This window comes from Rhodococcus sp. ARC_M6, assembly GCF_022810305.1.
Classification (GTDB): domain Bacteria; phylum Actinomycetota; class Actinomycetes; order Mycobacteriales; family Mycobacteriaceae; genus Rhodococcus_F.
This window is the reverse complement of the sequence record NZ_JALGQH010000025.1, coordinates 43,931-67,852: the sequence shown is the minus strand read 5'-3', so window position 1 is coordinate 67,852 and position 23,922 is coordinate 43,931. Positions and strand designations below refer to the sequence as shown.

Sequence of the window (23,922 nt, the reverse complement as noted above, 5' to 3'; positions counted from 1 at the left end):
TACGGACAGTCCTCTCGACGAGCTGACGTCACGGCTAAACGCACCCGGGGCAACTTGGCATCAGACCGGACGCTGTGAAGCCGAAATGGGCAGATTCAAGGAGGCCGACGAGACTGCATGGTTCCAGCTCGAAGCGCTTCGCCTCGACGCCGTGGACTACGGACTCGACCTCTGCGACAACAGGGAACATCCCGAAGGGGATTCACAGGGCAGCTATCGCTGTCCCGTGGGCCGAGACATCTATCGGGGTTTACCCCAACCCTCAGGCGCTCTGCCATGGTTGGGTGAGATCGACGTCGATGGCACGACGCCCATTGACGGTAAGGATGCGCATTGGCGCTACTACTTCATCGAGCCGCGGATCGACGCGGACACCGAAGATGACGTACTCCTTGGCTGCTCCGTTCGTTCGAAGGGGATCGGCGCCGAGTACAACTCCACCGATCAGACCCGCCATATGCGTGACGCAATCGAGGCAGGCAAACGATGGTGTAGGCAAAACAGCCCGACCTATGCGTGGCGGTGCCCGCTGTGAGACAGTGGAGTCTGACTTATATGTCATACACTCGATTGTTCAGGCCACACGAAGGGAGATTCACGCTATGGACCCGCAGAAACGCGAGCGCCTAGGTGTCGACCTTGCGCGGCAACAGACAAGACTGGTGCGCGAGCTGAAGGCAGTTCGCGTTGCCTCCGGCCTGACGGTCGCCGACGTCGCAGAATCGATGGAAGTCGACGAAGCCATGGTTTACCGGTTCGAGAAGGGCAGCACCAATCCGACGCTGGCCACCATCCGACGCTACGCGTTGGCCGTCGGCGCCATGCTTGATCTCAGCGCAAAGTCATTGTCAGACCACACCAAAACAGTGGTCCACGAGGCCGCCAACGTGATCGAACGTGACCCTGCTAAGCAGGCCGCATTCACCCAGTTTCACGCAGTGGAAACCACTGCACCTTGGCTGCGCAGTGGGCCGGGCCAAGATCGTGAGAAGCAGCTTGTTTCGGCATGGACAGTCGGCCATCGTGTCTGACTCCCCGCATTTGACTGACCTCACCCTGCGGCATGTTGATCCGAGCAAACTACTTTTCGAGCATCTCAACCCGGCTGATCCTGAATGGCGACCATCCTGGTTCGGCCTTATCAACGAGAGCGGGCTTGCTCTTACCGGGTGGATCAATGGAACCGTCAAAGCAACCATCGAGGCCGGATATCTTCGGCAGAGCTGCGTAGTGGCAGTAGCTATCACTGGCTTCTACGGAACCGATGAGCAGATCGGCGCCCCCAATTCAGATACCGTCGAGGTCGACGACTCTGTGCTCTCGGGCGCGACAGATGACGAGCGACTCGAGTTTTCCACTCGGGCAATCCGCGAGCTGTACCCGTATCTTCGCGCAGAACTTCAGATCCTCAGTAGCCGAATGTCGGGCTATTCTGGGATCGCACTACAGCCCGAACCGCAAATCAATGTGGAACTCGACGACGTGTAGCCGAGACTCTTGCCTCAATCCAGTCGACTTGCAACCTCTCGCAACCGCTCTGCGAACGACACGAACATTCATCTCTTCGCCTTGGGCTAGGCAGTCTCGAATACCCCACTCGATGTCTCGTAGGTGCATCCAACACCGTTCTCCGCCAGCAGTTTCAACAGATCATCGACAGGTCGTTCGGGAAGCAGAACTGACAACTCCGGACGAAGATCAAAGCCTCTCCGATAATCAAGCAACTGCCCCAAGGCCATTCGCACCGCCTCGCGCGACGCTGACGCTTTCGCCTCATACAAGTGATTGTTCGAGACGTCGTGAATATCTACGAAGAGCGGACGCGTAGTCCCCTCTGGCAGAATTCGGTACCCCTGCACTTTGTAGTTCAGGGCAGTTAGGTAATCCGCAAACCTGCTGACCAGTTCCGACTCTGTCTTGACTGCCGTCGTCGATGTAAAGCCTGCTACGTCGTACGACGCAACCCGATGCCTTTCGAGTGCACATGGACCGGACTTTCGCCCGCCCGCACGAGTGAAACTTCCACCCAGCCAAGGATTCCCGTCGCGCAGGGCCAACTTCCCGACATGGTCCTCCCACATCGATTCAAGCATCTGGTCCGATGGGCTATAGACTTCCCGTCCCGAACTCTGAACCGGGAACTTGAAATCAGTAAGAGTGCTTTTCATTTGGGCGTACGGAAGTCGATCAGACTGATCGATCAAAACTTCCCATTCGGCGGTGACGTAAGGCGCCATTTTTTCGGGTTCTGACCAATGCGGGTGGAATTCCACACCGCTGGAAAGAATCTGGCCGCTGGCGATAATCCCGTTTTCGTTGCCGGTCCTATGAAGGAAGATCCGATCACCAGGCTCCGGATCACCATACCCACGCCCGAAACTCCAGTCCGTCGTTACCGAATATCCCAGGGCTGTGAGCCGAACGTCTTCGGCAAACTTGTCCGGGTCGTACCCCTCATCGCTCCCATCCCAGAGCACAATGAACGTCTTTGATGCGCGTGCTTCCATGGAACTGATCCTTCCGGGAACTCTAAACCGGTTTGCCAATCTACAAATCGTCTCGCCAGGTCCTACTGTTACACGAGAACCAAACTTAGCCTGCCGACTGAAACTTCTTGTAGCTCAATGCGAGCAGCTCCGGATCAGGCCGCTCGGCTCGTAGTGCTGGAATTACCATCAGCTTTTGACCGTGCCGCTCCTTCAATCCGTATTCGAGCATCGGACCGTCGATCTCTTCGAGAAGGTCCTGTCTGATCTCAACTACAAGATCGGGACTGATACCCAGAATGTGCACGTCGAAGGCAGCGTGGTGAATCTTGCACATTGCCAACCCATTTCGAACCGAAGCGACACCGGCTTCATCCGAATCCGGCACGATGTGTGCCGCATCAAGCAATGAACTGTGCCCCAAAGCGCAAACAGCACATCGCGTTTCGTAGGCCCGCATCACTGTCGCCCGAAATACCGGCTGGTGCAACCGCCTCTTCGTTTCGGCGATCAAGTAGCGCCGAAGATGTGATTCGATCGGAGAATCCGCCATATGAAGCTCGCGGGCAAATTCGGTGGCGACAACAAACTGATGGAGGCCCGCCTCCTCGTCAACGAGGTACACAGGAAAGACCGGCTGAAACTGCCCTGGACCCACACCGAAGAACCAGATCAGCGGCACCTTCTGCTCCATCGCCGCACGCAGCCCGCGGTTGTCCTGGTGATCCGGGTCCACACCGCTCCACTTGTAGCGGAGAAATCCATCTGCTCCGACTGCATCCTCATAGGGTCGATCGGCACCTTCGCGACGATAAACGGTACTGATCGAAAGAGCTGACGAAAGCTGACGTGGTTTGCGGATACCTCGCTGGGGATCCATCAATCTGAACATTTCACCGTCGATGGTGAAATCAAGCAACTCTTGCTTGCTAATGGAATCGAGACCGTCGTTGGTCCTCACTGTGAGAAACTGCATGGCTTCGCGGCGAAGTCGCGTATCGAAATCCTCAGCGCCGTGCGCGATGCTCAAAATATCAGTCACCCAGGCGTCCTCTCCCCCACATATTCGTGCACAAGTTATGACGTTCACGCTATCGGAGGTAACGAACTCAATCCCGGTCACCACGCCGGCGAACTGCAGCCCAACTGTCGGTGAGACGTGCCCGGATTGGCACATGTAATTCGAAGACGAAGGATTCGAGCCGCCCGAGGCATGGGTTCAAGAAACTCCGCACGCCGAACGTGCACTGTTGTCCTCTCGAACTATCACCGGCCCCCGATTTCTCGTCCGCTATCCGCCAGCGCACGCGGAGCCAATACGATGACCGGAGCGGGGTGAACGATCTGCTCACCCGAAGTGCTATCCGATCATGGATCGCATCGGAGACGACCTGGGAGATCTGACGTGGCACATCTGGTTATCGCATCGAACAACAAAGCAATGCGAAAGCTCGATCGGTCCGTCAAATCCAAAGTCATGGACTTCATCGAGAAGCTCAACTCCGATGACACAGCATCCGGGCTGCATATCGAACCAATCCAAGCATCCAAAGACCCTCGGATCCGCACAGCGCGCGTCGACCTTCACTACCGCGCGATCTTGTTCAAGATCGACGACAAACTCGGCGAGACCACCTACATCTACATGGGCACCTGGCCGCATGACGAGGCCAATAGCCTTGCTGAGCGGTCGGTCCTGAGAGTCAATCCCGTCAACGGCGTCCTTGAAGGCATCATCGGCGAACCAATTGAATCTGATGACCGACAGAAGTTGACTCCGGTTCGGGCTACCCGTGGAGAGTCGAGGCCCTCGAGTTATCTAGCAGGGCTGGGGTTCTCGCTCGATGACCTCACGTCGCGTTTGGGCCTCGATGCAGAAATATCTGAGCGTGCGTTCGACGCTCCCAGCCAGGATGCCGTTTTCGAGATTGCTCAACACGCTGTGGTGTGGCAAGGCAGTGCCATCACCGATCTCATCACCGGAATCAGCATCGACGATATCCGTACGAAACACGGTCTTGACGAAACTGCTCAACCTGACGCGAACCTGGACGAGGATGAGCAGATCCTCGAGGCTCTAAAGCATCCTGCGTCGCAACTCCAGTTCGCATACATCGAGGACGACGAGGAATTGCGTCGCGTCATCGAGAGCGGCGATTTCGGCGCATGGCGGACGTTTCTCCATCCCGAGCAGCGCAAGTACGCAGACGCCTACCAGAACGGTTCGTTTCGCCTGTCCGGTGGCGCCGGCACCGGAAAGACCGTTGTCGCCATTCACCGTGCGCGCAAACTCACACGCGAAAACCCCTCTGCCCGAATTATTCTCACAACATTCAACAAGACCCTGGCAATGGGACTCGAGAGCGATCTGAAGGCGCTTGAACCTAGCGCCGAGCTCGCCACGAATCCGGGCACTTCCGGTGTGTATGTCAAGGGAGTCGACGCACTCGCGAAAGCCGTACTCGACCAAGCCGATAACCTCGATGCCGCATGCAAAGCAGTTCTGGGCGCAAGCGTCGATACTCATGGGCGAAACCGCTCGGATAAAGTGTGGCGCGAGGCAGTCAAGGCAGCGGACAACGGGCTCGATAAATCGCTGGCGTCGCCGTCGTTCCTCGAAGACGAGTATGTGGCAGTCATTCTCGCCAATAGTGTGACCACGCTCGAGGAATACTCCAAGGTGGCCCGTCCCGGTCGCGGGGTACGCCTTACCCGGCCTCAACGAATTGCAGTGTGGCAGATAGTCGAGGAATACCGACGTCACAATCGAACTGCAGGAACCATCAGTTTTCCCGAAGTCCTTGCACTCGCTGCAGAATCACTACGTTTGTCTCGAGAGGCAGGCAATCCACACCTGGCTGAGCACGTCATTATCGACGAGGCTCAGGATTTGCACGCGACACATTGGGCACTCCTGCGGGCATTGGTCGACGAAGGTCCCAACGACCTTTTCATCGCCGAAGATTCGCATCAGAGAATCTACGGGCGCCCCGTAGTCCTCTCACGCCTCGGTATCAAGATCGTCGGTCGCTCACGACGGCTCACACTCAACTACCGGACCACCGCACAAAACCTCAATTTTGCTGTCGGAATCCTGGCCGGAGCCGAGTACAGAGACCTCGAAACTGGCGCCGAATCAACTTCGGAATACCGCTCGGCACGCAGCGGACCGATACCGAAGATGGTCGAATGCACCGATCAGAGCGACGAACTCGACCAAGTGGCGCAGCACGTCTATGAATGGATCGAAGATGGAATCGTTCCTGAGACCATCGCAGTTCTGACCCGCAGCCACGACGACCGACTACGGTTCGTCGACGCATTGGAAGAGCGGAGTGTGGAGGCACGCGCCTTGGACAACAATCCCCCGACTCCTGGATACGTTCAGGTCCTGACTATGCACCGATCAAAGGGTATGGAGTTTTCCCGCGTCGTGCTCGCCAGTGTTGATGATGCCAACATCCCGTCCGCCGCATCGTTGAAGGCGGTTACACCCGAAGATCGTGAGGAAGCACTGTTGCGGGAACGCTCACTGCTCTACGTCGCCGCGAGCCGCGCCCGCGACGAGCTGGTCGTCACGTGGAGCGGTCGGCGATCAGAGCTGTTAGGAAAAAACTGAGTCAGTCCTCGTCCACCTCGACGCCGTAACCGACTGCCATCACGCCGAGATCGTGGTTATGGCCCTGACCTACCGCTCTGAGACGCCACACGTCGCCGCGGCGGTAGATCTCGGTAAGCACCATGGTCTTTTCGACGGTCCCGACGTCGAGAACGAACGTGGCGAACGTTCCGTCGGGGCCATCGATACTGACGGAGACGGCCCCCAAGTCGCCGAATGTGCCTTCTCCGTCGACGGCAGCCCCAATGACCACTCGACGGCATTCGTCGGGCAGCGCCGAAAGATCAGCCCGGACGCTCTGCTCGCTGCTACCGTCCACTGCAAGTTCGACCGCGCCGTCCTCGTCCACAGTGTTGTTGTAGAAGACGAAGTCTTGATCGGAATCAACTTTGTTTGTGGAGTCAAGAAGGAAGGCAACCACGTCGACCTCGAACTCGTCACCGACGTTCTCGGCACGCCAGGCAACATTAATGGACCACTCCGACTGGGCGGCCGGAAGATCGACAACCTCGCCTCGCATCAAAATCGGTGCAGACAAACGTGATTCAAGCTTCATGTGAGCGGGAACTACGCCCGAAACCAGGGACTCGTTGACATCGGATTCCTTGATCTGAGGAAGCCCTCGTTCGATGACCCGAGCCATTCGCTTGTCAGACTCACCGCCCTCCAACACCAAAACTTCAGTGACCGCGGTTGTGAAGTTGAGAGACGGACGGGCACCGAGCTGAAGGATGCGCGACCGCATGATCACACCGTCGAGATGATTGCCGCCAAGAATCAGCACTCGGCGACCCTGCCACGCCTTCGCCTTCCGATTCGCGAGAGGTGATGCGGTTGCAATCATCGAGGGACGTGCAATGGAGTTCGGCTCAGCGGGGCGCGGCTGTGCTGGTACGACGATCTCCGGAATCAGCGCAACCTCGGGCACGGGCTCGATAGCCTCCGGCACAAGAGCAACTTCAGGTGCCGCCGGGACCGCAGGCGCTACAACCGGATTGATAGCGATGGCTTCACCGGTCTTGAGCTGGCCGGGCAATGCCCGCACCAACAACTCCTCGAGGCGCTGCTCCGAGATGACAGGAATGCCGTCTGATCCGGCTTTGCGTACCTTCCCGCTCAGTGATGCGGTGTTGTCGCACACCACAACGCTGGTCTGCCGACTAACTGTGTTCATCACATCGAAACCAGCCTCGGCGAGTCTGGCTGCCAACGCAATTCGAGGAGTACTCGTCGGGCCGCTGATCACAATCTTCATGCCCTGCACCAAGCCGTGCACCGTATCCAGGCGTCCGGGATTCGTGAACGATGACGGCACACGCGTGATCTTGTCGCGATAAACCGTGACACGGCGGTCCTTGCAACTGACAACGGGGAGCGGAAGCTGCAGGGAGTCGGCAAGGGATGCGCTCCGCCCGAAGATCTCGACGAGCACCCGAGCGTCGTCATAGGCATCATGTGCATTGAGTTGCTCGACCTTCCAGTACTCGGCCAACGTGCCGAGCCGATGGTTGGGCACATCGAGTTCCAGACGCCGCGAAAGCGCCAGGGTGCAGAGACGCTGTTCTATCGGGGTGGTAAAACTAGCGCGCTGAAACTCTGCGTCCAGGAACCCGTAGTCGAATGAGGCATTGTGCGCAACCATCGTTCGGCCTGACAGCAACTCACCGAACTCGTCGGCAATATCCTCGAATCGAGGGGCTCCCGCCAAACGCTCGGGTGTGAGGCCGTGGATATGGACCGGGCCGGGGTCGCACCCTGGGTTGAGCAGCGTCGAGAACTCCCGCTCGACTGATCCGTCTTCACGCAATACCAGAGCGGCGATACTGAGCACTCGGTGCGAGGCGGCCCGCATTCCCGACGTCTCGACATCGAGAACAACCCAGCTGTGATCAGAGGGCAGCCGATGGGTCTCTGCTTGGCGTAGCGCGCTGGTCATCGAAATACCTCCGTCAGACAACAATGAATGCGATCGACTCGGGGCCGATTCTCATCGACATCATTCCTGAACCGTCCGACAGATCGTATTACGAAGCTGACCGAATCAATCGACGCCACCGCAAACTACATTGACGTGGCTCGAATCAATCCCCGATCCTGAATGAAGCGCTAGGGTCGATCGACTTATCCGAACATCGCCGTACCAATCCACGCGATGGTCCATCAACGCACGGTCAATACCGCGCTGCGCCATCAGCCAAATCAGCGAACACTCAACGCAATCTTGCGTTTGGATTCAGCAGAAAGCTGGGTCTCGATGAAGTCGTTCAAGCGTTCTGGCGTCGTGTCGACCCTGACCGCGACCTCTACAGTCGACCATGTGTCATAGTCATCGTTTTCCCCGAAAGTGATCACACCGACTCCGTGCTCCGCAGCGGCCGCCCGCACCACCTGCAAGTCCTCGGCCAAGGAATCTCGGAGAATCTGCGGAATATGAAGCAACACATAGGCATGCGTGGCATTTCTCCGATGCGCCATGGCTTCGTAGACTGCGGTCACGTTGATCTGATCTGCCGGTTTGACCTCGAACGACACCACTTCAATGTATTTGCCTGGCAGGTAGTCGTATTCCTTCAGATTGACAGCAACGATGTCCGGCCTCGTCCACCGACCACCCGTCGCGCGGCTTCCTTGGTCCGACGTAACTTCGACGACAATTGAATTCGATCGAGTATCTCTGCTCCATGATTCGCGCAATGTCTCGACAAGCGGACCGTACAAGTGACGCTCGCGGACGCGTGACGGAATAGCAACTCCACCAACCGATGAAACGACCTGGCCCGGGAGTTCAATTCCATCTCCCTCGTCCCGCGCGCGGCACAGAGTTCCCCCACCTCCAAGCCCCGCAATCGCGGCCTGCTTACGTATCAATCCTTCGCGGGCTTCCCAGTATCTTGACTTTTTCCACCGCAGCGCTTTTCTGGTAGAGATGTTTCCTTGGGTGGATCCACCTTCTGGTAGTGCCTGGTAAAGGGAGTATTCGTCGGCATTCAGTTGAAAATCAATCATGAATTGGTCTCCATTGTCAGTGGCGGATCAGGGCATCCAAACGTGGTCAGAAATCAACGAAACGCGCTCCCCTTCGAGGTAAGAGTCTTCACCCTCTCAACTGTCCAGACAGCAAGAACGTCGACCTTACGCTTGCGGCCCGTTTCCTTGTGAGTGTCCATCTCCTGCTCCGCGATGATGTCCTTGATCCCATCCGCATCGAGGGACGAAAGACGCTCCAACAGAACCGTTTCCCCATCGGTCTTGAATACCTCGAACGGATCAAACGCACCCGCTTCACGTTTGGCCTTCGGAGCGGAAACTCGACGACGCGGCGCCGGCTGAGGTGCAACCGCTACACCGACTGCCGTTTCAGACGGAGCCGCAAAAGCCTCTTCGATCGCCTTCGCGAAACGCGGAGTCCGGGCAGCTTCCTCAGCCACTACCTGCATGAGCTTTGCCAGCAGCACGGATGCCGCGGCATTGGTTGCACCTAGTTTCAGGAGCGCCGCACCTGTTTCCTGCACCTGCACCCGGCGACGCGCTTCATCGATACCCGCACTCATAGCTTCGCCTGCGCTTCCGTGAGAATGTGTTGCGTGATCGCACGCATCTGATCGAACTGACCTGCGTTGCCGTACTTCACTTTCAGCGTGCTGTACGGATGAAACTCTGCCGACGCTGCAATCTGATTCGACTCCGCCAGATATTCCGGCAAGACGTGCGGAACGTTGGGATCACGTCGCAGGTTTCGCACGGTTGTCCGGTGAACGGCTGAGTTCGATTTGTACTTGGTGATCACCAGCCCGAGTTCGAAGAGTTCACGGCCGAGCTCCCTACCGAACTTGGCGATGTGCGTCTGAATCTGCGGAATGCCATAGGTTGACAGCACATCCGGGATCGTGGGGATCACGTAGCCGTCGGCCATCGCCAAGCCGTTCAACGTAATTGGGCCGAGGTTAGGCGGGCAATCGATGAGAACGTAGTCGTAGAACGGCATCACCGGGGCCAGTGCATCACGCAAGAGTTCCACGGGTTTGGTGGACGTACGATCCGCGACGCGCAGGGCACTGATCTCTTCTTGCAACTCGATCAGATCCAGTGACGACGGCAGCAGGTCTACGCCCGTCACCGGCTTTACCGGAGATACCGACCGCTGAATGGATCCCTCCAAGTCGAAGTTGGAGGTGCCGTCCACCGCGTCACGGAAGATAGTCGCGCTGGTCAGCCCCTTCTTGTTGAGTTCGAGCCAGTGATCCTCGCTGATCATCATGGTCGTGAGGTTGATCTGCGCATCCAAATCGACCAGCAACACCCGCTGCCCGAACTCCAGCGACATGAACTCCGCCAACCCCGCCGTGATCGTCGTCTTGCCGACCCCGCCTTTGAGGTTGATGGTCGCAATCGTCTTTGCCATCAGAATCTATTCCTGTCATTCACTCTGTCGTTCTCAGTTTGCATCGACGATCGCACCTGTTCCTGATTTCTTCACTCGAAAACCTATCCGCCCCAATGGCTCCGCTGCATGCGGCAATGCGTACGAAAACAGCGTCGCAAAGTCACGCGAATCCACCGGACCGGCCTTAGCCCGCTTGAGCTGACGCGGCCCCGGATCGTTGGCAAACACCAGAATCAGCGCGCCGCGAGTCTTGCGGTACAGCGACGCGGCCAGCGGCCCGCCGTTCTTCTTCGGGCTGCCTGCAATGTGCTCGATGGCATCCCGCTCGCGAACGGCGGTACCGGTGAATCCAGTCCGGTACTCGCGCTCCTGACGCTTACGATTGACGATCGGGACCTTTTCACCCCAACCGTTGATTTCGATGGGCTCGCGTGTCTTCGGTTGCGGGAGCAGTACGGCGAAGTCTTCGAGCAAACCGGATTCGATTGCGGCAGAAAGCGCCTCGCGGTGCGGACCGAAATTCCAGCCGGTGGCCCATTCGAACTGATCAAGCGCAACCAACACGTCCCCAGCCGGAACAATTCCGTACCGCGCCGTGAAGGAGCGCGAAATATCGTCCTTATCCAAGAAATTGAAGCTTCCGGAATCAGAGAGCATCTTCAACAGCGGTGAGACAGCCGTGAAGTGACGAGCATTGTTGGAACCGTCGCCGCGCGGCGGCTGCATCGTGAAACTGAAACTCTCGCCGCCCATTCCCCGATACGCCAGATCCGCATTGAACATCTTGTTGCGGGCGGTGGGCCTAAGCCACGGAAGCTGCTGAAACACCATCGGCGGGACATCGCGCGGCGTCACCCAAGGCTCACCCTTCTCGTTGGTGCCACTGAACCGAACCAGCTCCTGCCGAAATTCTTCTTCGTCCCGGACAACCGCTTCGAAGGCCTTGTACATATCGAAGTCGGCACCGGCCGGCCCACCCACCGTGCGACCGATGAAGAGCCGTACCAAGTCTCGGTATCCCGGCCGGAAGCCGAACCATCGACCCATCTGCATCAGCGTGTCGGCTTGCCCGGTCCGCCGGGTGTAATACGTGATGGTCAACCCCTCGACGGTAAAGCCGCGACTGAGTTTGGTACCACCGACGAGGATCTTCCAGACGCCCCGTGCCTGAAAGTCGAGAGAATCTTGTTTGTAGTCCTTCTCGGCCGCACCGTTGACCACGATGACCGGACTGGTGCCCTCCGAAATCTTGTCGTAGGCCGCGCCGACAAATTCTTCCAACTCGTCGAACGAGCGTGGATTCGATTGGTCACTGCCGCGGGCTGCACTCACTGGCGCAAAGTCGTCTGACCACAACTGTTCCAAGCGAGCAAGGCTTTTCGCCTGGCTGTACCCGGCTGACTTCCACAACGCCTTGAAATCGTCAGCGACAGCGTCGTGTTCAGCCTGCTTGACGGATTCGTGCACAAGCATCGTGTGATGGCGATACGGCTTGGCGCCCTTGGATTCCCGAAATAGTTTGATCGCACCGGACAGGACAAACGAGTCCAGGGCTCGAAGTTGTTCGAGCGCACGATCTTCGTCGGAGTCAGCCCTCAGATCTCGGACATACGCCTTTTCATTCGAGTTCTCCGGCGTCTTCTGATCCTCGTCGAGGTCGTCGAAATCGTGGAAGTCCGCACCACCCATATAGGGCCCGGGTCGTTCAAGACTGACGATGAAATCCGACGGGAAGACGTTGACGCTGTCTTCGGGATCGACAAACACGTTGGCGAACGGGGTTGCGGTGTAACCGATGTACTGCGCACGCTTGAGGAGTCCGAGAATCTCGGCGATCTGACCGTTGATGGCGGTTCGCTCGATCTGCTCCGACTTCATCTTCTTCGGATCGATCGTGTTGACCGAAGCCTGATCAGCCTCATCGTCGATGATGAGGGTCGGGATCTGATCCAGTTCGGTGGGAACCTTCTTCAAATCTGCGACCAACTTCTTGAGACTGGACACGTTCTTCTTGACCACGGCAATACGAATGTTGCTGGGGTAGAGATTCTTCGGATCGTTGAGCGGAAGCGAATGATCAACAGTTTCGAAGTGCAAGGCACTCAGACCTGCCAGCAAGCTCTTGTAATCGAATGTCGATGTGGTCAATCGACGAATCGCCGGAATCTCGTTGGTCTTATTGGGATCCAACTCGTGTTCGAGAAAGTTCCCGTCCCGCCAGTCCTGGTCGTTGACGTAGTCGTCGTCGACACCCGCGCTGATGTTCTGCCGGCCAACGAGTTCCATGTCGAGGCGTCGCTGCGTCTGGCTCCGCAAGATCTCGATCGTGCCGGTCAGGACGATGACCAATCGGTATCCGGCATCGATAGCCTTTGCTACTACCCCGCTGAAGTTGGCCGTCTTTCCGCTCTGCACGTAGCCGACAACAAGGCCTTTGGACTGATAGGGCTCGGCCCGAGTCGGATCTGCCAGTCGCTGAACAACTTCGGTTGTCGCAATATCCAACCTACCGATAGTTTCGTCGTCCCAGTTCTTCTCGGACAGTACGCGTTTGTAGGCGCGCCAATAGAAGTCGTGTTCTCGTCGCCGATCAGACGTGTACCACGGATCCCACGGTTGTTGCGCCGCAATCACTACGGGTCCACCCTCACGCGGAAATACCGCGTCGAGTTCGGCATGAACCTCGGTAGGGATACCGAGCAGTTCGTATACCAACGTACGACGCTGCTCACTGTGGGGAGCGGTCCCACCAACCCACTTCTCCACGCTCTCCGCATCCCACTGCCGCAGACGCGACTTCAACGCGGTCCGCACCGCGACGGCACTGCCGTCGAGAAAGACATCGACGATGTCAGCAATGGTCAGTCCATCCGGATAGCTCCCCCGCAACCGCGCGTTTACCGGGTACAACACATTCTCGGGTGGAAATCCGTCGCCGAGTTCGCGCGCGAGCGCCCGGAACACTTCCTCGCTCACAGCGCTACCTGCTCCCGGTGCGCGGCAATCGCAGCGATCAGCACTTCTTGCCAGGCGTCCATCTTTTCCTTCTGCCGTGCGCTGATGCGGACTCCTTCGAACATCTCACTCACCAACAGGAAGATCAGCGATTTGAGTACGGGTGCATCCGTGGGATTGAGACTTCGATGCCCCAGCAGGTCACGCCGAAACCTGGCATTGATCCACAAAGTGCGCGTCTTGAGATCGACTTCGAAGAACTGATCGCGGGCCAAGGCACGCCAACCCACGGCGACGGGATCCTCGCCGACGGTGAAATCGAATGCATCGCTGAAAGAATCGAGAACGTCCTCGGGAAATCCTGATACCGGCTCGATGACGCTGATGGGCCTGGGCTGATGACTTCGGGCCGCGCGCACTGCAGCTTCGGCATCGCCCAGATAGGTCCGAAAACCGCCATCACCGTCAGCGAACACCGCACTGTCAATTGCCGCCGAGGCCGTAGCGTCGAGAGTGACACCAGATTTCTCCGGGTTGATAGTGATGCGCTGCAACAGATTGTCATCGAGCTCGATTGCGATTCGAGCCAAACCGAGGTCCGGTCGAGCACGAACTATTCCGTTCCATCCACCAACCTGCAAGAGCCGCTCATGGCGATAGAAATAGATACCTTGATGCTCACGCCCCGGAGAGCCGTGCAGTCGAAACTCGGGTGCATTGCTCCGTGCCGGCCAGAGATGCGCTGCCGCAGGCACGGTCGATCCGTCCAGCGAAACAGTCAGCGGCCGTGGATACTTCCCAGCTCCGGCAACTGGGTACTTGAACGGATCTATCGCATTGACTGCACGGAGGGCGCCAGCCCGGCCTGCTTCGACGTCGAATACATCCACAGTCACAGCAACCCGGCGAGATTCGATCAGCCGATGGAACACGATGCCCACATGACTGCGCACATCGTTGATTGTTTGCTCGAGCCAGCTGGTCTGCTCGTCGACGTGCGCCGACATCAAGAAGGTGGAGATCCCACGCCATTCGACGATCGTACCGGTATCCAACGGGAATCTCGGCGTCACCGAACCGAAGAAGCCGGTGGCCTGATCTCCGTCGATCACCGAGACGCCTTGACGTCCGCGTTCCGACGCCGAATCGATTTCACGCCCCACCGCCGGATGACCCGTCGCCCGTGACCACACCCGCAGTACTCGCGCCTGACTCAGTGACGCAGCCTTCATCCCGACACCAAAATGGCCCAAATCCGCTGCAGCGTAGTCACGTCGGCGGCCATAGGTCATCGCCGAATCAATGGCGACGTTATCCATGCCGCTACCGTCGTCGATCACCATCATCGACACGATGCGGGTTCCGTCTTGAACAAACCTGATCAGCACATGAGCCGCGCCGGCGTCCAAGCTGTTGTCCACCAGATCGGCCAGCGCGGTGGGGATAGTGTGATGCAAACCCACAGCACTGGCGAGGGATTCGTCGGCTACAACTGTCTTGGTGCCGACAACCTTGATTTCGGAGACGTCAGGCATCTGGCACCTCCTTGACCCACGCAGCTTCCAACAAGTCGATGATCGCGTCCTCACCACGATCTTCGTACGCTCTCAATATCTTTCGTGGACGGTCTTCGCCCACCAAACCGACTGCTTCCGCGAGGATCCGGATAATGTGTCTCTCCGAAGTGCGCAGCGGTTCACGATTGCCGATCTGGGCAAGCGCCTGCCGGAGCGGATCGATATCCGAGTGCACAATTGCCGGCCGAACCACCCGGAAGCTTCCGTCGTGCCACAGTTCGAGGAGCACGTCCTCACCCTCGACCACGGAAAGTTCGCGAAGGAATCGGCGGATAGTTCCCAGGGTCGGCTGGGGCCCAGTCCACCGAACCGCTTGCACACCAAGATGACTGTCGAGTTCAAGAGTCTCGCCCCGCACGCAACCCGCGGCGACTGCGACGCCGGCCGGCACAGCAAATCCCGAGCCCCGTAAGTGCTCCGCAGTCACTGTCGTCCGGTAGCGCCAGGTACCGCCCGATCGATACAGGCGTCGCGTCTGCTCGGGCGTCTTCCAGACATTGCGAGTGCGTTTACGTCGCACAATTCCGTCACCGTCGACATTGAAGTCACTAACTTCCGAAGCGCTCTCTTCGGCAACGGAATCTGCACTACCCCAGGCTTGGAGGTGCCACCGACCACCGTCGAACAAAGCACGATCATCCGCTTCGAGGGCTCGCTCGAGAGATCGTTCGGAACGATCGAACTGCAATGCGTCAACCAACTCGGCTACCGTTTGCGACGAACCCAGAGCTTCCAACCCGCCGATTGCCAGATCAGATATACGCCGCACGCGGGTGAGCGCGGAACCCGCTACAACGATGACTCCGCACCAGGCAAGCCACTTTTCGAGTTCGCTTCGAGACATCGATACCGATTCTGCGACATCACCAAGAGCAACAACACCATTCGGCGACTCGAAATCTTCGAGCAAAGTCTGGGTTCGCTTCTTGGCCGCTGCCACCCCCGGCGCTGCGGCCCAGCCGTCGGTCACCTCGAAATAGTCGTCCAGGCGATCGAGAACCAACCACAGCGGCACACCGTAGCCGGGAACTTCCGCGGCGATACTCGGATGCAGTTCCAGTAGTCGTTCCAGCGAGGCCACCGGCTGAATTTCGAGCCGAAGGCTCGCGAGAGTGTTCCCGACAGCCGTCCCAAAACCGCAGGCAGCGTTCAGTTTTGCCTTCACCTCAGATTCGATCTGCCCCACGCGCCCCGAACCCACTCCGATTCTGGCTCCGATTGCACCCCGCCGCTGCGGCACCCGTGCCACGAGTCGCTCACGCAAGACCAGAGATTCACGTTCATCGAGTTGCGAAAACAGGTTGTCGATCTCGTCCATGACATCCGTGCGATCAGCATCCGGCAGATCGTTCGGAGTAAGCGCAGAGATCCGTGCCGCCAATTCCTGAATCGGCTCCGGCGACTCGTCGTCGATCTCAACCGTGACCAATGGCCGAGCATCCTGACCGCGGACGCGTCGCCACATCGCCAACTGTTCGAGGTCGTCGAGCAAGGCCGTAATCGCCGGCGTGGAGGCACTGTCGTCCTCCCCCTCGATGCGCGACCGGGGATCCGCCATCACAGCGCACACCAGCAAGTTCAGAACCACATCATGGACGCTCTGCTCACTAGTCCCACGAACACCGAAGATCGCTGTGGTTGTGTGCTCGAGCAGGGCGCCGATAGCTTTGCCAGACGTCAATCGCCCGAGCGACGTCGAAGCTCGGGTATCGAGTACCAGCGCGGCAAGAGGCAGCGCCGGGTCAACGAGCGGAAAACTCACGCTCAACACTTCCGACGCGTGGTGTGCGATGTAGAGCGCTGCCAGCTCGGACAGGACCTTCTCGAGGTCAACTTCCAGCGCGGTAAAGGACGGTGATTCGCTGAACCACCAGTCCGGCGAGGGCGCCAACGGCTCGAGCAGTGCGGCACGATCCGAAACGTAGTTATCCAGCCAAGGAAAGAGATCAACCCAGAGGGTCTGGCTCAGTTCTGTCGCGGGAAGCGAGTTAACACCCACAGTCAACGCACTACTCCCACCCACATGACGTCAATTCAGCCAAAACCGACCGTTATATCAAGTTGCTAAGTTACGGCAGGCGTGGGGAGGGAGCAGCAGCGGTCCTGCCTACTTCAGAGTGAGCATCTTTAGCTCAGCCAACCGCAGTAAATCCCTTCGCCCGATCCTGGTCTGCGGAGGTCCACAGCGTGGTGGACACCTCCGCCTTCACCAGTGGAATCACTTCTTCTGCAAACCTGCGCACAGTGTCCTTCTGCCGCTCGAAGTCGAGCACATGGTTGACCGATACCGACTGAAAGTCGTGGCCGTAGCTCTCGTAGTAATCCAGGATCTTTTCGGCGACGCGCTCCGAAGACCCGACCAACGCCGGGCCACGGTCGACGGCTTCTTCGATGGTCCGGAAACTCGTCGACTTTCCGACTGCCTTGGGATCGTGCTTACGCTTGTCCGCCTGAGCGACTGCGCCTTCGTAAATGGGGCGGAACTCCTCCACAGCTCGCTCGGTGGTGTCCCCAAGGAAAAGGCCGCCCGAGCCCGAGCCGACGTACGCCTTGGACGGATCATGGCCATGCGCTATGGACTGCTCGCGGTAGTGGTCGATCAGCACCTTGTAGTTCTCACGCGGCTGGAGTGCGTTGGCAGTAACTATGGGGTCGCCCCACTTGGCGGCAAGTTCGACGGCTTCGAAGGATGTCGCGGACCCATGCCAGATACGGAAAGGTCCGTCGTACGGACGGGGAAGTGTCGTCGCGTTCTCGAGCGACGGCCGGTGGGTACCGACCCACTTGACGTCTTCCTCGCTGATCAGGAGTTTGAGGAGTTCGTAGTTCTCGGTCAAATACTCGTACTGCTTGGTGATGTCAAGACCGAGTAGCGGGTACTGCAGTACCTCATTGCCTTTACCAATCACGATTTCGAGCCGTCCACGACTGAGTTGATCGATAGTTCCGAAGTCCTCGGCAACGCGGATCGGGTCAAGCAACGACAGGACGGTCACACCCGTCGACAGCAGGATTCTATCTGTGGCCTGCGCAATTGCGCCCAGAACAACCGTCGGCGCAGAGGAAAGTACGGGACCTGCATGACGCTCCCCGACCGAGAAGGAATCGATCCCCAACTCTTCGGCGAGAACTGCAAGTTCAACCACTCTGTTGAGCCTGTCCGACGGGGCAACTTCCTCTCCGGTCACGGGGTGAGGCGGATTGAAAATGATGTCCAGAACCTGAAAACGCATGACCCGACTCTCCTTCGAACCCCGCGGGGTGCCTGTGCTTCGCAGGCTAGTTTCTGCGACAGCCGGGGAACCGCGAGAGCCACGCCCGATCAGTGCCGCCCCGGCTCTAGAATATTCGAAACAACAACCCGCTCAACAACTTTCCAATCAAGGCGAGAGAACTACTGATAAAACTCTCATCGATTCGAAATCGTCGCCAAGTGCTGACGATTCCCGCCAAGTAGGACCAGCGTCACGCACCAGACGAGCGCACGGTAAACATGAAGGACATAGAAACAGATTCCCTTATCGGTAAATGAGGTACGACAGATGAACGGTGCAGCTGCCATCGGTGATGGCATATTCCAGATTCCAGTCCCCATCACAAATAACCCGCTGGGCAATACGCTGGTCTACGCGATGGAATCTCCCAACGGTTTGATCCTCGTCGATGCTGGTTGGGGCGATGACAACGGCTGGCAGGGCCTCAACGCCGGCTTGGCGGAGATCGGTCATTCGGTCACCGATATCGAGGGCGTTGTCGTGACGCACTTCCATCCTGACCACACGGGCCTATGCGGCCGGGTACGCGAGGCTTCGGGCGCCTGGATCGCAATGCACGAGGACGATCACGACCTCTTCAACAAGATGGCCACCACTCGCGATGACGACTGGATGGCACATCAACTCGGCAACATGACCAAGGCTGGGGCACCGGAAGCCGATCGCGAAGCTTTCCGGCATTCAGCCGCCGAAGGAGATTCTCCGGTCGGCATCGAGTCCGCTCCGGACCGCATTCTCTCGGACAACGAGATCATCGCGCTGACCGGTCGTGGACTCCGCGTCGTCTACACCCCCGGACACACGCCGGGCCACGTCTGCTTCTATCTCGAAGACGCGAATGTCATGTTCACCGGCGACCATGTCTTGCAGAAGACGACCCCGCACGTCGGAAACTTCACGTACCCCCTCGAAGAACGTGACGCGTTGGCCGATTTCTTCGCTTCACTACGACGCGTCCAGACCATGGACATCACGCGCGGCCTGGGCGCTCATGGCATTCCGATCGACAGTGTCGGTGGCCGCGCGGGCGAGCTGATCGAGCATCACGAGGAACGTCTCGAACACCTGCTCGAAGCTTTTGCCGATCAGAAGCTGACTGTATGGGACGTTGCGGCGCACATGAAGTGGTACAAGCCGTGGTCGGAGATTTCACCGATGGGCAAGACCATGGCATTGTCCGAAGGTGCTGCGCATCTGCGCCATCTGGTTGCGCGCGAGCAGGTGTCGCAGGTTCCGGATACGGACCCCGCACTGTTCATTCGTACGTACTGAAACAAACTGTACTGAGACAACGAATCAGGGCCGACGCGTATGCGTCGGCCCTGACTTCTATTTCGCGTCAGCTTCGGCTTGATCGACAATTCTTGTCGACGCCGACCGAGGAACCACCACCACCGGAACCGGTGAGTAGCGAACGATTTTCGCGGCCCGCGATCCGAGGAATACTCGGGCGATGGGTCCGGCCTGACTTGATCCGACGGTCAATACGTCACCGCGATCCCAGTCGATATCTTCGAGCGCCTCGTCCCAGTTGCGGCCATGACCGACAACGGCTTCCATGCTGTCGGGCGTCTCCGGCAAGGCTCGCACCCGCTCGAATGCGGCGTTGGTCTCCCGCTCGACAACTTCAGCCCATTCCATGACCACTTGGTTATCACCTTCGGTGCCGAGGGTGGTGGTGTACTGCGCCGAGGAACGAACGGCGAAGGCAGCCAGACGAAGTCCCGCGCTAACCCTCGCGGCAACTGTTGCAGCAGCCAAAACGAGCTCGTCCTGATCGGGAGTACCGGAATAGGCGGCGGTAACTCGCCGCACCACTTCGTTTTTCTTGACCCGGAAACCTCGGGGTGCCAGCGCTACCGGAACGTCGGAACTATGAAGGAGTCGAGAAGTCACACTGCCGAGCGCCACGTGACCGAAAACTCCGGCCGTCGACGAGTCCAGGATGATCATCTTCGCGTCGCGCTCGTGAACGAGGTCTAGTAGGCCACCGGCGGTGGAATTCGCCTCGTGGATGACGTACTGGGCATCGATGTCCGCGGGAACCTCGGCACGCGCCTTCGCCAGTGCCTCTTCGGCTTCGGCGCGTAGTTGCTGGTGGTACTCGGCGTCGACACGCATCATTCCGGGTTGCGGCGGAGACGGAATTACCGAGCACACGATCAGCGGTTCACCGGAAGATCTCGCCAACAGTGTTGCGAGATGAATGGTTCCGACGCTGCTGTGGTCCGGTGCGTAGCCTGCGAGGAGAGTCATGACTCAACCTCGGTTCGCTTCGGGTTACCCAACTTGGAGTGCTTCATAGAGTAAGCGAAGTACCAGATGATTGCGACGGAAACCCAGACGAGGAACACATAGATCGTGACGGTCCGAAGATCCTTGATGATCCACAGGCAACCCAGAATCGACAGGATCGGAGTCACCGGATACCCGGGAACCTTGAAGCTACGAGGCAGATCCGGATCACTGCGTCGCAAGAGAATGACACCCACCGAGACCACGAGGAACGCTACCAAGGTTCCGATGCTGGTCATCTCGGCGAGGAAATTAATGGGGATGAATCCGGCCAAAATACTGATGACGATGCAGACGATGATGGTGTTGGGAACGGGAGTGAGCGTCCGCGGATTCACCTTGTGGAAGATGGACGGAATCATGCCGTCGCGCGACATCGCAAACAAGATTCGGGTCTGACCGTAGATGACAACGAGGGTGACGCTGCAGATCGAGATCACCGCTCCGGCGGCCAACAACGTTCCCGGCCAAGTAGATCCGGTCACTCGCTCGAGGATGGCGGAGAGTCCGGCTTCTTGACCTTCGAATGATGCGGAGTCCTGAGCGCCGATGGCAACAACCACGACGGCGATGTAGATCGCGGTGACCGATACCAAAGCGATGAGGATGGCCAGCGGCAGGTTTCGACGCGGATTCTTGACCTCTTCACCGGCCGTCGACACGGCGTCGAGGCCGATGTACGAGAAGAAGATGATGCCGGCAGCGGACATGACGCCACTGAATCCGAACGGAGCGAAGTCAGCGAAGTGGTTGCTGTTCCACCCGGCGATACCGACGACGATGAAGAGCAGCAGAATCGCGAGCTTGATCGACACCATGATCGCGTTGGCCTTGGCGGATTCACTGGCACCGCGAATGAGGAGAACGCCGCAGAGGCAGACGAGGATCACAGCCGGCAGGTTGATGATGCCGCCCTGCTCGGGGGCCTGGGACAGCGCGTCGGGGATCCGGAATCCGAAGAGATTACCGAGCAACTGATTGAGATACTGCGACCACCCAACGGAGACAGCAGCGGCAGACACCCCGTATTCGAGAAGCAGGCAAGCGCCGACGGCCATGGCCGGTAGCTCTCCGAGCGTCGCGTAGGCGTAGGAGTACGACGAGCCCGACGCTGGGACAGCTCCGGCCAACTCGGCATAACAGATTGCCGTGAGTCCGGCGACAACACCGGCAACGATGAAGGAGATGATCACAGCCGGACCGGCGACCGGAACGGCCTGGGACAGGACGAAGAAGATGCCCGTACCGATAGTGGCGCCGATGCCGAACATCGACAGCTGCACCAACCCGATACTGCGGGTCAGCTCACCGCCTTCGGTATCGGCTCCTGTCTCCTTATCTATCTGTGTAGCAGGCTTGCGCCGAAGTACGTTTTTGACGAGAGTAGCCATCGACGCTCCTCTAGAGTGACTGGTAGGAAACTGCTGTATCCTCATACTGCACGTAAGTGTCCTAGGGCACAACAGTTGAAGCAAAGTTGTCTAGATCACGCCAACCGTCCGGTCTGCGCCCGGACTTTCGAGAAACCGGGGAGCTCATGACCGGACCGACGATCACCATCGACCTGCGCCGTATAGAACAGAATGCGCGCGTACTGGTCGAGGCGTCCAGACAGCACAGCATATCGGTGGCCGGTGTCAGCAAATCGACGTGCGGGTCCCCCAAAGTGGCGCGCGCCATGGTCCGCGGCGGCGTTGCCCAGATCGCCGACTCGCGCCTCGACAATCTCGCGCGGATTCGGCGCGACGGAATCACAGTTCCCCTGATGCTCATCCGTGCACCATCACTGAGCGAGATCGACGACACCGTGCGCTACGCCGACATCAGCCTCAACTCCGAACTGGCAACAATCGACGCTCTCGGTCGCGCAGCTCATGCCCGCGGACTGGTCCACGACATCGTGCTGATGATCGACCTCGGCGACCTCCGCGAAGGGATTCTGCCCGCCGAAGCCTTCGATGTCGTCTCGCAGATCCTCCCCATCGACGGAATCCGACTGATCGGAATTGGCGCAAACCTGGCCTGTGTCGGCGGCATTCAGCCCACCGTCGACAACCTGTCCAATCTTGTGTACATCGCCGAGGAGATAAAGAAGCGGTTCAAGATCGAGCTGCCGATAGTCTCCGGCGGCAACACATTCTCACTGCCACTCCTGGAAACCGGTGCCATGCCGGCGGGAATCAACCACCTCAGGTTGGGGGCCAGCATCGTACTGGCCGAATCTCCCACTCCCCCCGGGCTGTACGAGCTACTCAACAAAGACGCCTTCACTCTGACGGCCGACATCATCGAAGCCAAGATCAAACCGTCTCGGCCCTATGGCGTTTCGGGTGAAGACGCGTTCGGCCGGCGGCCGGTCTTCGATCACGAAGACACCCCCAGCCGACGCCTCATCCTGTCCATCGGCCGGGAAGACATCTCACCCGAAGGACTGACGCCGGTCGATCCGCGACTGAGGGTCATCAGCGCCAGTAGCGATCATCTGCTTGTCGACGCCGGAGAGACGGGCGACGAATACCGCCTGGGCGGGAGCGTGGATTTCACGATCGACTACGGCGCACTACTGATGGCGATGACGTCGCCGTACGTCGAAAAGCGTTATGTCCTGGGCACAGAACCTGTTGCTGCAAACGCAACTCTGGCTTTGCACAACCTCGGACGTGACGGATTGTCCCGACATCTTCTCGAACACGGTTTGCGCGACGACGTGAGTGGGATCGGGTACACGTGCACCGAAAGCGCAACCATCGCAGCTGGATCCACAACATTGCCACTGTGGTTGTCGCCCGACGCCTGGCAGAACACCCGGATTCCGATCGGCACCGACGCTGGAACCGACTTGGGCGCAATCGTATTCGCAGCGCACGGTGACATCGAGCAGCTGCTGCACCTGGCTACCGACGGCCACGGGCCGAGTTTGGAAAACACCGTGCTGGTCGGGGTCAAGAACGCAACCGTCAGCCACAAGCGCGCACTCGACGAATACGGGGTGCTACTGGTGACTATCGACGAAATCGACCGCCACGGTATGGCTTCCCTGATGCCGCGCGTGATCGCAGCGGCCGGTCAAGGTGTCAACGGAGTGCACGTGCATTTCGACCTGGACATCATCGACGGCCGCGTATTGGGCGTCGACGACATGCTGCATCAAGGCGGGCTGACCTTCCGCGAAGCGCACCTGGCGGCCGAGCTCATCAGTGAAACGGGATTAACCCGGTCCATCTCCATCGGCAGCACTGCAGATGAAGATTCAGATGTGAACGGCCGCCAGGCGCGGTTCGTCAACGGACTCCTTGCATCCCTACTCGGACGCAAAGTGGTGAAGCAATAG

18 protein-coding genes are annotated in these 23,922 nt (G+C 58.7%); 6 read left to right on the top strand and 12 right to left on the bottom strand.

The features are described 5' to 3' along the window. Positions 1-85: 85 nt before the first annotated feature. The 3 genes from MTX36_RS22085 to MTX36_RS22075 all read left to right on the top strand — a co-directional run bounded on the left by MTX36_RS22085 (position 86) and on the right by MTX36_RS22075 (position 1,488). Complete coding sequence (locus tag MTX36_RS22085) at positions 86-535, top strand: hypothetical protein (RefSeq protein WP_243621792.1); 450 nt, start codon at positions 86-88, stop codon at positions 533-535. Positions 536-602: 67 nt separating this feature from the next. Further along, on the top strand, positions 603-1,031 hold the full coding sequence (locus tag MTX36_RS22080; RefSeq protein WP_243621791.1) for a helix-turn-helix transcriptional regulator: 429 nt from the start codon (positions 603-605) through the stop codon (positions 1,029-1,031). After that, positions 1,024-1,488 (top strand): hypothetical protein, encoded by a 465-nt coding sequence (locus MTX36_RS22075; RefSeq protein WP_243621790.1) that lies wholly within the window; start codon positions 1,024-1,026, stop codon positions 1,486-1,488. Before MTX36_RS22080 ends, MTX36_RS22075 begins: the two co-directional genes overlap by 8 nt. An 86-nt stretch (positions 1,489-1,574) precedes the next feature. On the opposite strand, the gene MTX36_RS22070 is transcribed toward MTX36_RS22075, so the two are convergent. Together MTX36_RS22070 and MTX36_RS22065 are read right to left on the bottom strand one after the other, a co-directional pair. Further along, on the bottom strand, positions 1,575-2,507 hold the full coding sequence (locus MTX36_RS22070; RefSeq protein WP_243621789.1) for a hypothetical protein: 933 nt from the start codon (positions 2,505-2,507) through the stop codon (positions 1,575-1,577). Positions 2,508-2,592: 85 nt separating this feature from the next. Further along, the gene (locus MTX36_RS22065; RefSeq protein ID WP_243621788.1) at positions 2,593-3,528 is read right to left on the bottom strand and encodes an HNH endonuclease; all 936 of its coding nucleotides are present in this window, start codon (positions 3,526-3,528) and stop codon (positions 2,593-2,595) included. A 363-nt stretch (positions 3,529-3,891) separates the two neighbouring features. Here MTX36_RS22065 and MTX36_RS22060 point away from each other — a divergent pair, with 363 nt between their 5' ends. Continuing rightward, positions 3,892-6,105 (top strand): 3'-5' exonuclease, encoded by a 2,214-nt coding sequence (locus MTX36_RS22060; RefSeq protein ID WP_243621787.1) that lies wholly within the window; start codon positions 3,892-3,894, stop codon positions 6,103-6,105. Between the two features lies 1 nt (position 6,106). Here the strand turns inward: MTX36_RS22060 and MTX36_RS22055 are convergent, their stop codons facing one another. The 8 genes from MTX36_RS22055 to MTX36_RS22020 all read right to left on the bottom strand — a co-directional run bounded on the left by MTX36_RS22055 (position 6,107) and on the right by MTX36_RS22020 (position 18,254). Continuing rightward, positions 6,107-8,041, bottom strand: coding sequence for an exonuclease domain-containing protein (locus MTX36_RS22055; protein ID WP_243621786.1), 1,935 nt, complete (start codon positions 8,039-8,041; stop codon positions 6,107-6,109). A 263-nt stretch (positions 8,042-8,304) separates the two neighbouring features. Further along, positions 8,305-9,111 (bottom strand): hypothetical protein, encoded by an 807-nt coding sequence (locus tag MTX36_RS22050; protein ID WP_243621785.1) that lies wholly within the window; start codon positions 9,109-9,111, stop codon positions 8,305-8,307. Between the two features lie 53 nt (positions 9,112-9,164). Continuing rightward, positions 9,165-9,656 carry a hypothetical protein gene (locus MTX36_RS22045; protein ID WP_243621784.1) on the bottom strand — a complete coding sequence of 164 codons (492 nt, stop codon included), beginning with the start codon at positions 9,654-9,656 and terminating at the stop codon, positions 9,165-9,167. Next, positions 9,653-10,507 carry a ParA family protein gene (locus MTX36_RS22040; RefSeq protein ID WP_243621783.1) on the bottom strand — a complete coding sequence of 285 codons (855 nt, stop codon included), beginning with the start codon at positions 10,505-10,507 and terminating at the stop codon, positions 9,653-9,655. Before MTX36_RS22040 ends, MTX36_RS22045 begins: the two co-directional genes overlap by 4 nt. A 33-nt stretch (positions 10,508-10,540) precedes the next feature. Beyond that, entirely contained in the window at positions 10,541-13,465 is a 2,925-nt protein-coding gene (locus tag MTX36_RS22035; RefSeq protein WP_243621782.1) for a Z1 domain-containing protein, read from the bottom strand. Next, complete coding sequence (locus MTX36_RS22030; RefSeq protein ID WP_243621781.1) at positions 13,462-14,979, bottom strand: ATP-binding protein; 1,518 nt, start codon at positions 14,977-14,979, stop codon at positions 13,462-13,464. Before MTX36_RS22030 ends, MTX36_RS22035 begins: the two co-directional genes overlap by 4 nt. Further along, positions 14,972-17,020 carry a hypothetical protein gene (locus MTX36_RS22025; protein ID WP_243621802.1) on the bottom strand — a complete coding sequence of 683 codons (2,049 nt, stop codon included), beginning with the start codon at positions 17,018-17,020 and terminating at the stop codon, positions 14,972-14,974. The genes MTX36_RS22030 and MTX36_RS22025 overlap by 8 nt, the downstream gene beginning before the upstream one ends. A gap of 133 nt (positions 17,021-17,153) precedes the next feature. Continuing rightward, positions 17,154-18,254 (bottom strand): LLM class flavin-dependent oxidoreductase, encoded by a 1,101-nt coding sequence (locus MTX36_RS22020; RefSeq protein ID WP_243621780.1) that lies wholly within the window; start codon positions 18,252-18,254, stop codon positions 17,154-17,156. A 309-nt stretch (positions 18,255-18,563) separates the two neighbouring features. Here MTX36_RS22020 and MTX36_RS22015 point away from each other — a divergent pair, with 309 nt between their 5' ends. After that, the gene (locus MTX36_RS22015) at positions 18,564-19,568 is read left to right on the top strand and encodes an MBL fold metallo-hydrolase (protein ID WP_243621778.1); all 1,005 of its coding nucleotides are present in this window, start codon (positions 18,564-18,566) and stop codon (positions 19,566-19,568) included. A 57-nt stretch (positions 19,569-19,625) separates the two neighbouring features. Here MTX36_RS22015 and MTX36_RS22010 read toward each other — a convergent pair whose 3' ends face one another. Together MTX36_RS22010 and MTX36_RS22005 are read right to left on the bottom strand one after the other, a co-directional pair. Next, a complete protein-coding gene (locus tag MTX36_RS22010) occupies positions 19,626-20,552 on the bottom strand; it encodes a universal stress protein (RefSeq protein ID WP_243621777.1) in 927 nt (308 codons plus the stop codon). Then, the gene (locus MTX36_RS22005; RefSeq protein ID WP_243621775.1) at positions 20,549-21,982 is read right to left on the bottom strand and encodes an amino acid permease; all 1,434 of its coding nucleotides are present in this window, start codon (positions 21,980-21,982) and stop codon (positions 20,549-20,551) included. The genes MTX36_RS22010 and MTX36_RS22005 overlap by 4 nt, the downstream gene beginning before the upstream one ends. A 146-nt stretch (positions 21,983-22,128) precedes the next feature. On the opposite strand from MTX36_RS22005, the gene MTX36_RS22000 reads away from it, so the two are divergent. Next, positions 22,129-23,922, top strand: coding sequence for an alanine racemase (locus MTX36_RS22000; RefSeq protein ID WP_243621774.1), 1,794 nt, complete (start codon positions 22,129-22,131; stop codon positions 23,920-23,922).

Excerpts from the sequence above, each read along its gene's own strand:
- MTX36_RS22020 (WP_243621780.1), bottom strand. The coding sequence starts at position 18,254 with ATGCGTTTTCAGGTTCTGGACATCATTTTCAATCCGCCTCACCCCGTG.
- MTX36_RS22010 (WP_243621777.1), bottom strand. The coding sequence starts at position 20,552 with ATGACTCTCCTCGCAGGCTACGCACCGGACCACAGCAGCGTCGGAACC.
- MTX36_RS22070 (WP_243621789.1), bottom strand. The coding sequence starts at position 2,507 with ATGGAAGCACGCGCATCAAAGACGTTCATTGTGCTCTGGGATGGGAGC.
- MTX36_RS22055 (WP_243621786.1), bottom strand. The coding sequence starts at position 8,041 with ATGACCAGCGCGCTACGCCAAGCAGAGACCCATCGGCTGCCCTCTGAT.
- MTX36_RS22045 (WP_243621784.1), bottom strand. The coding sequence starts at position 9,656 with ATGAGTGCGGGTATCGATGAAGCGCGTCGCCGGGTGCAGGTGCAGGAA.
- MTX36_RS22040 (WP_243621783.1), bottom strand. The coding sequence starts at position 10,507 with ATGGCAAAGACGATTGCGACCATCAACCTCAAAGGCGGGGTCGGCAAG.
- MTX36_RS22015 (WP_243621778.1), top strand. The coding sequence starts at position 18,564 with ATGAACGGTGCAGCTGCCATCGGTGATGGCATATTCCAGATTCCAGTC.
- MTX36_RS22030 (WP_243621781.1), bottom strand. The coding sequence starts at position 14,979 with ATGCCTGACGTCTCCGAAATCAAGGTTGTCGGCACCAAGACAGTTGTA.
- MTX36_RS22080 (WP_243621791.1), top strand. The coding sequence starts at position 603 with ATGGACCCGCAGAAACGCGAGCGCCTAGGTGTCGACCTTGCGCGGCAA.
- MTX36_RS22085 (WP_243621792.1), top strand. The coding sequence starts at position 86 with ATGGGCAGATTCAAGGAGGCCGACGAGACTGCATGGTTCCAGCTCGAA.
- MTX36_RS22005 (WP_243621775.1), bottom strand. The coding sequence starts at position 21,982 with ATGGCTACTCTCGTCAAAAACGTACTTCGGCGCAAGCCTGCTACACAG.
- MTX36_RS22000 (WP_243621774.1), top strand. The coding sequence starts at position 22,129 with ATGACCGGACCGACGATCACCATCGACCTGCGCCGTATAGAACAGAAT.
- MTX36_RS22050 (WP_243621785.1), bottom strand. The coding sequence starts at position 9,111 with ATGATTGATTTTCAACTGAATGCCGACGAATACTCCCTTTACCAGGCA.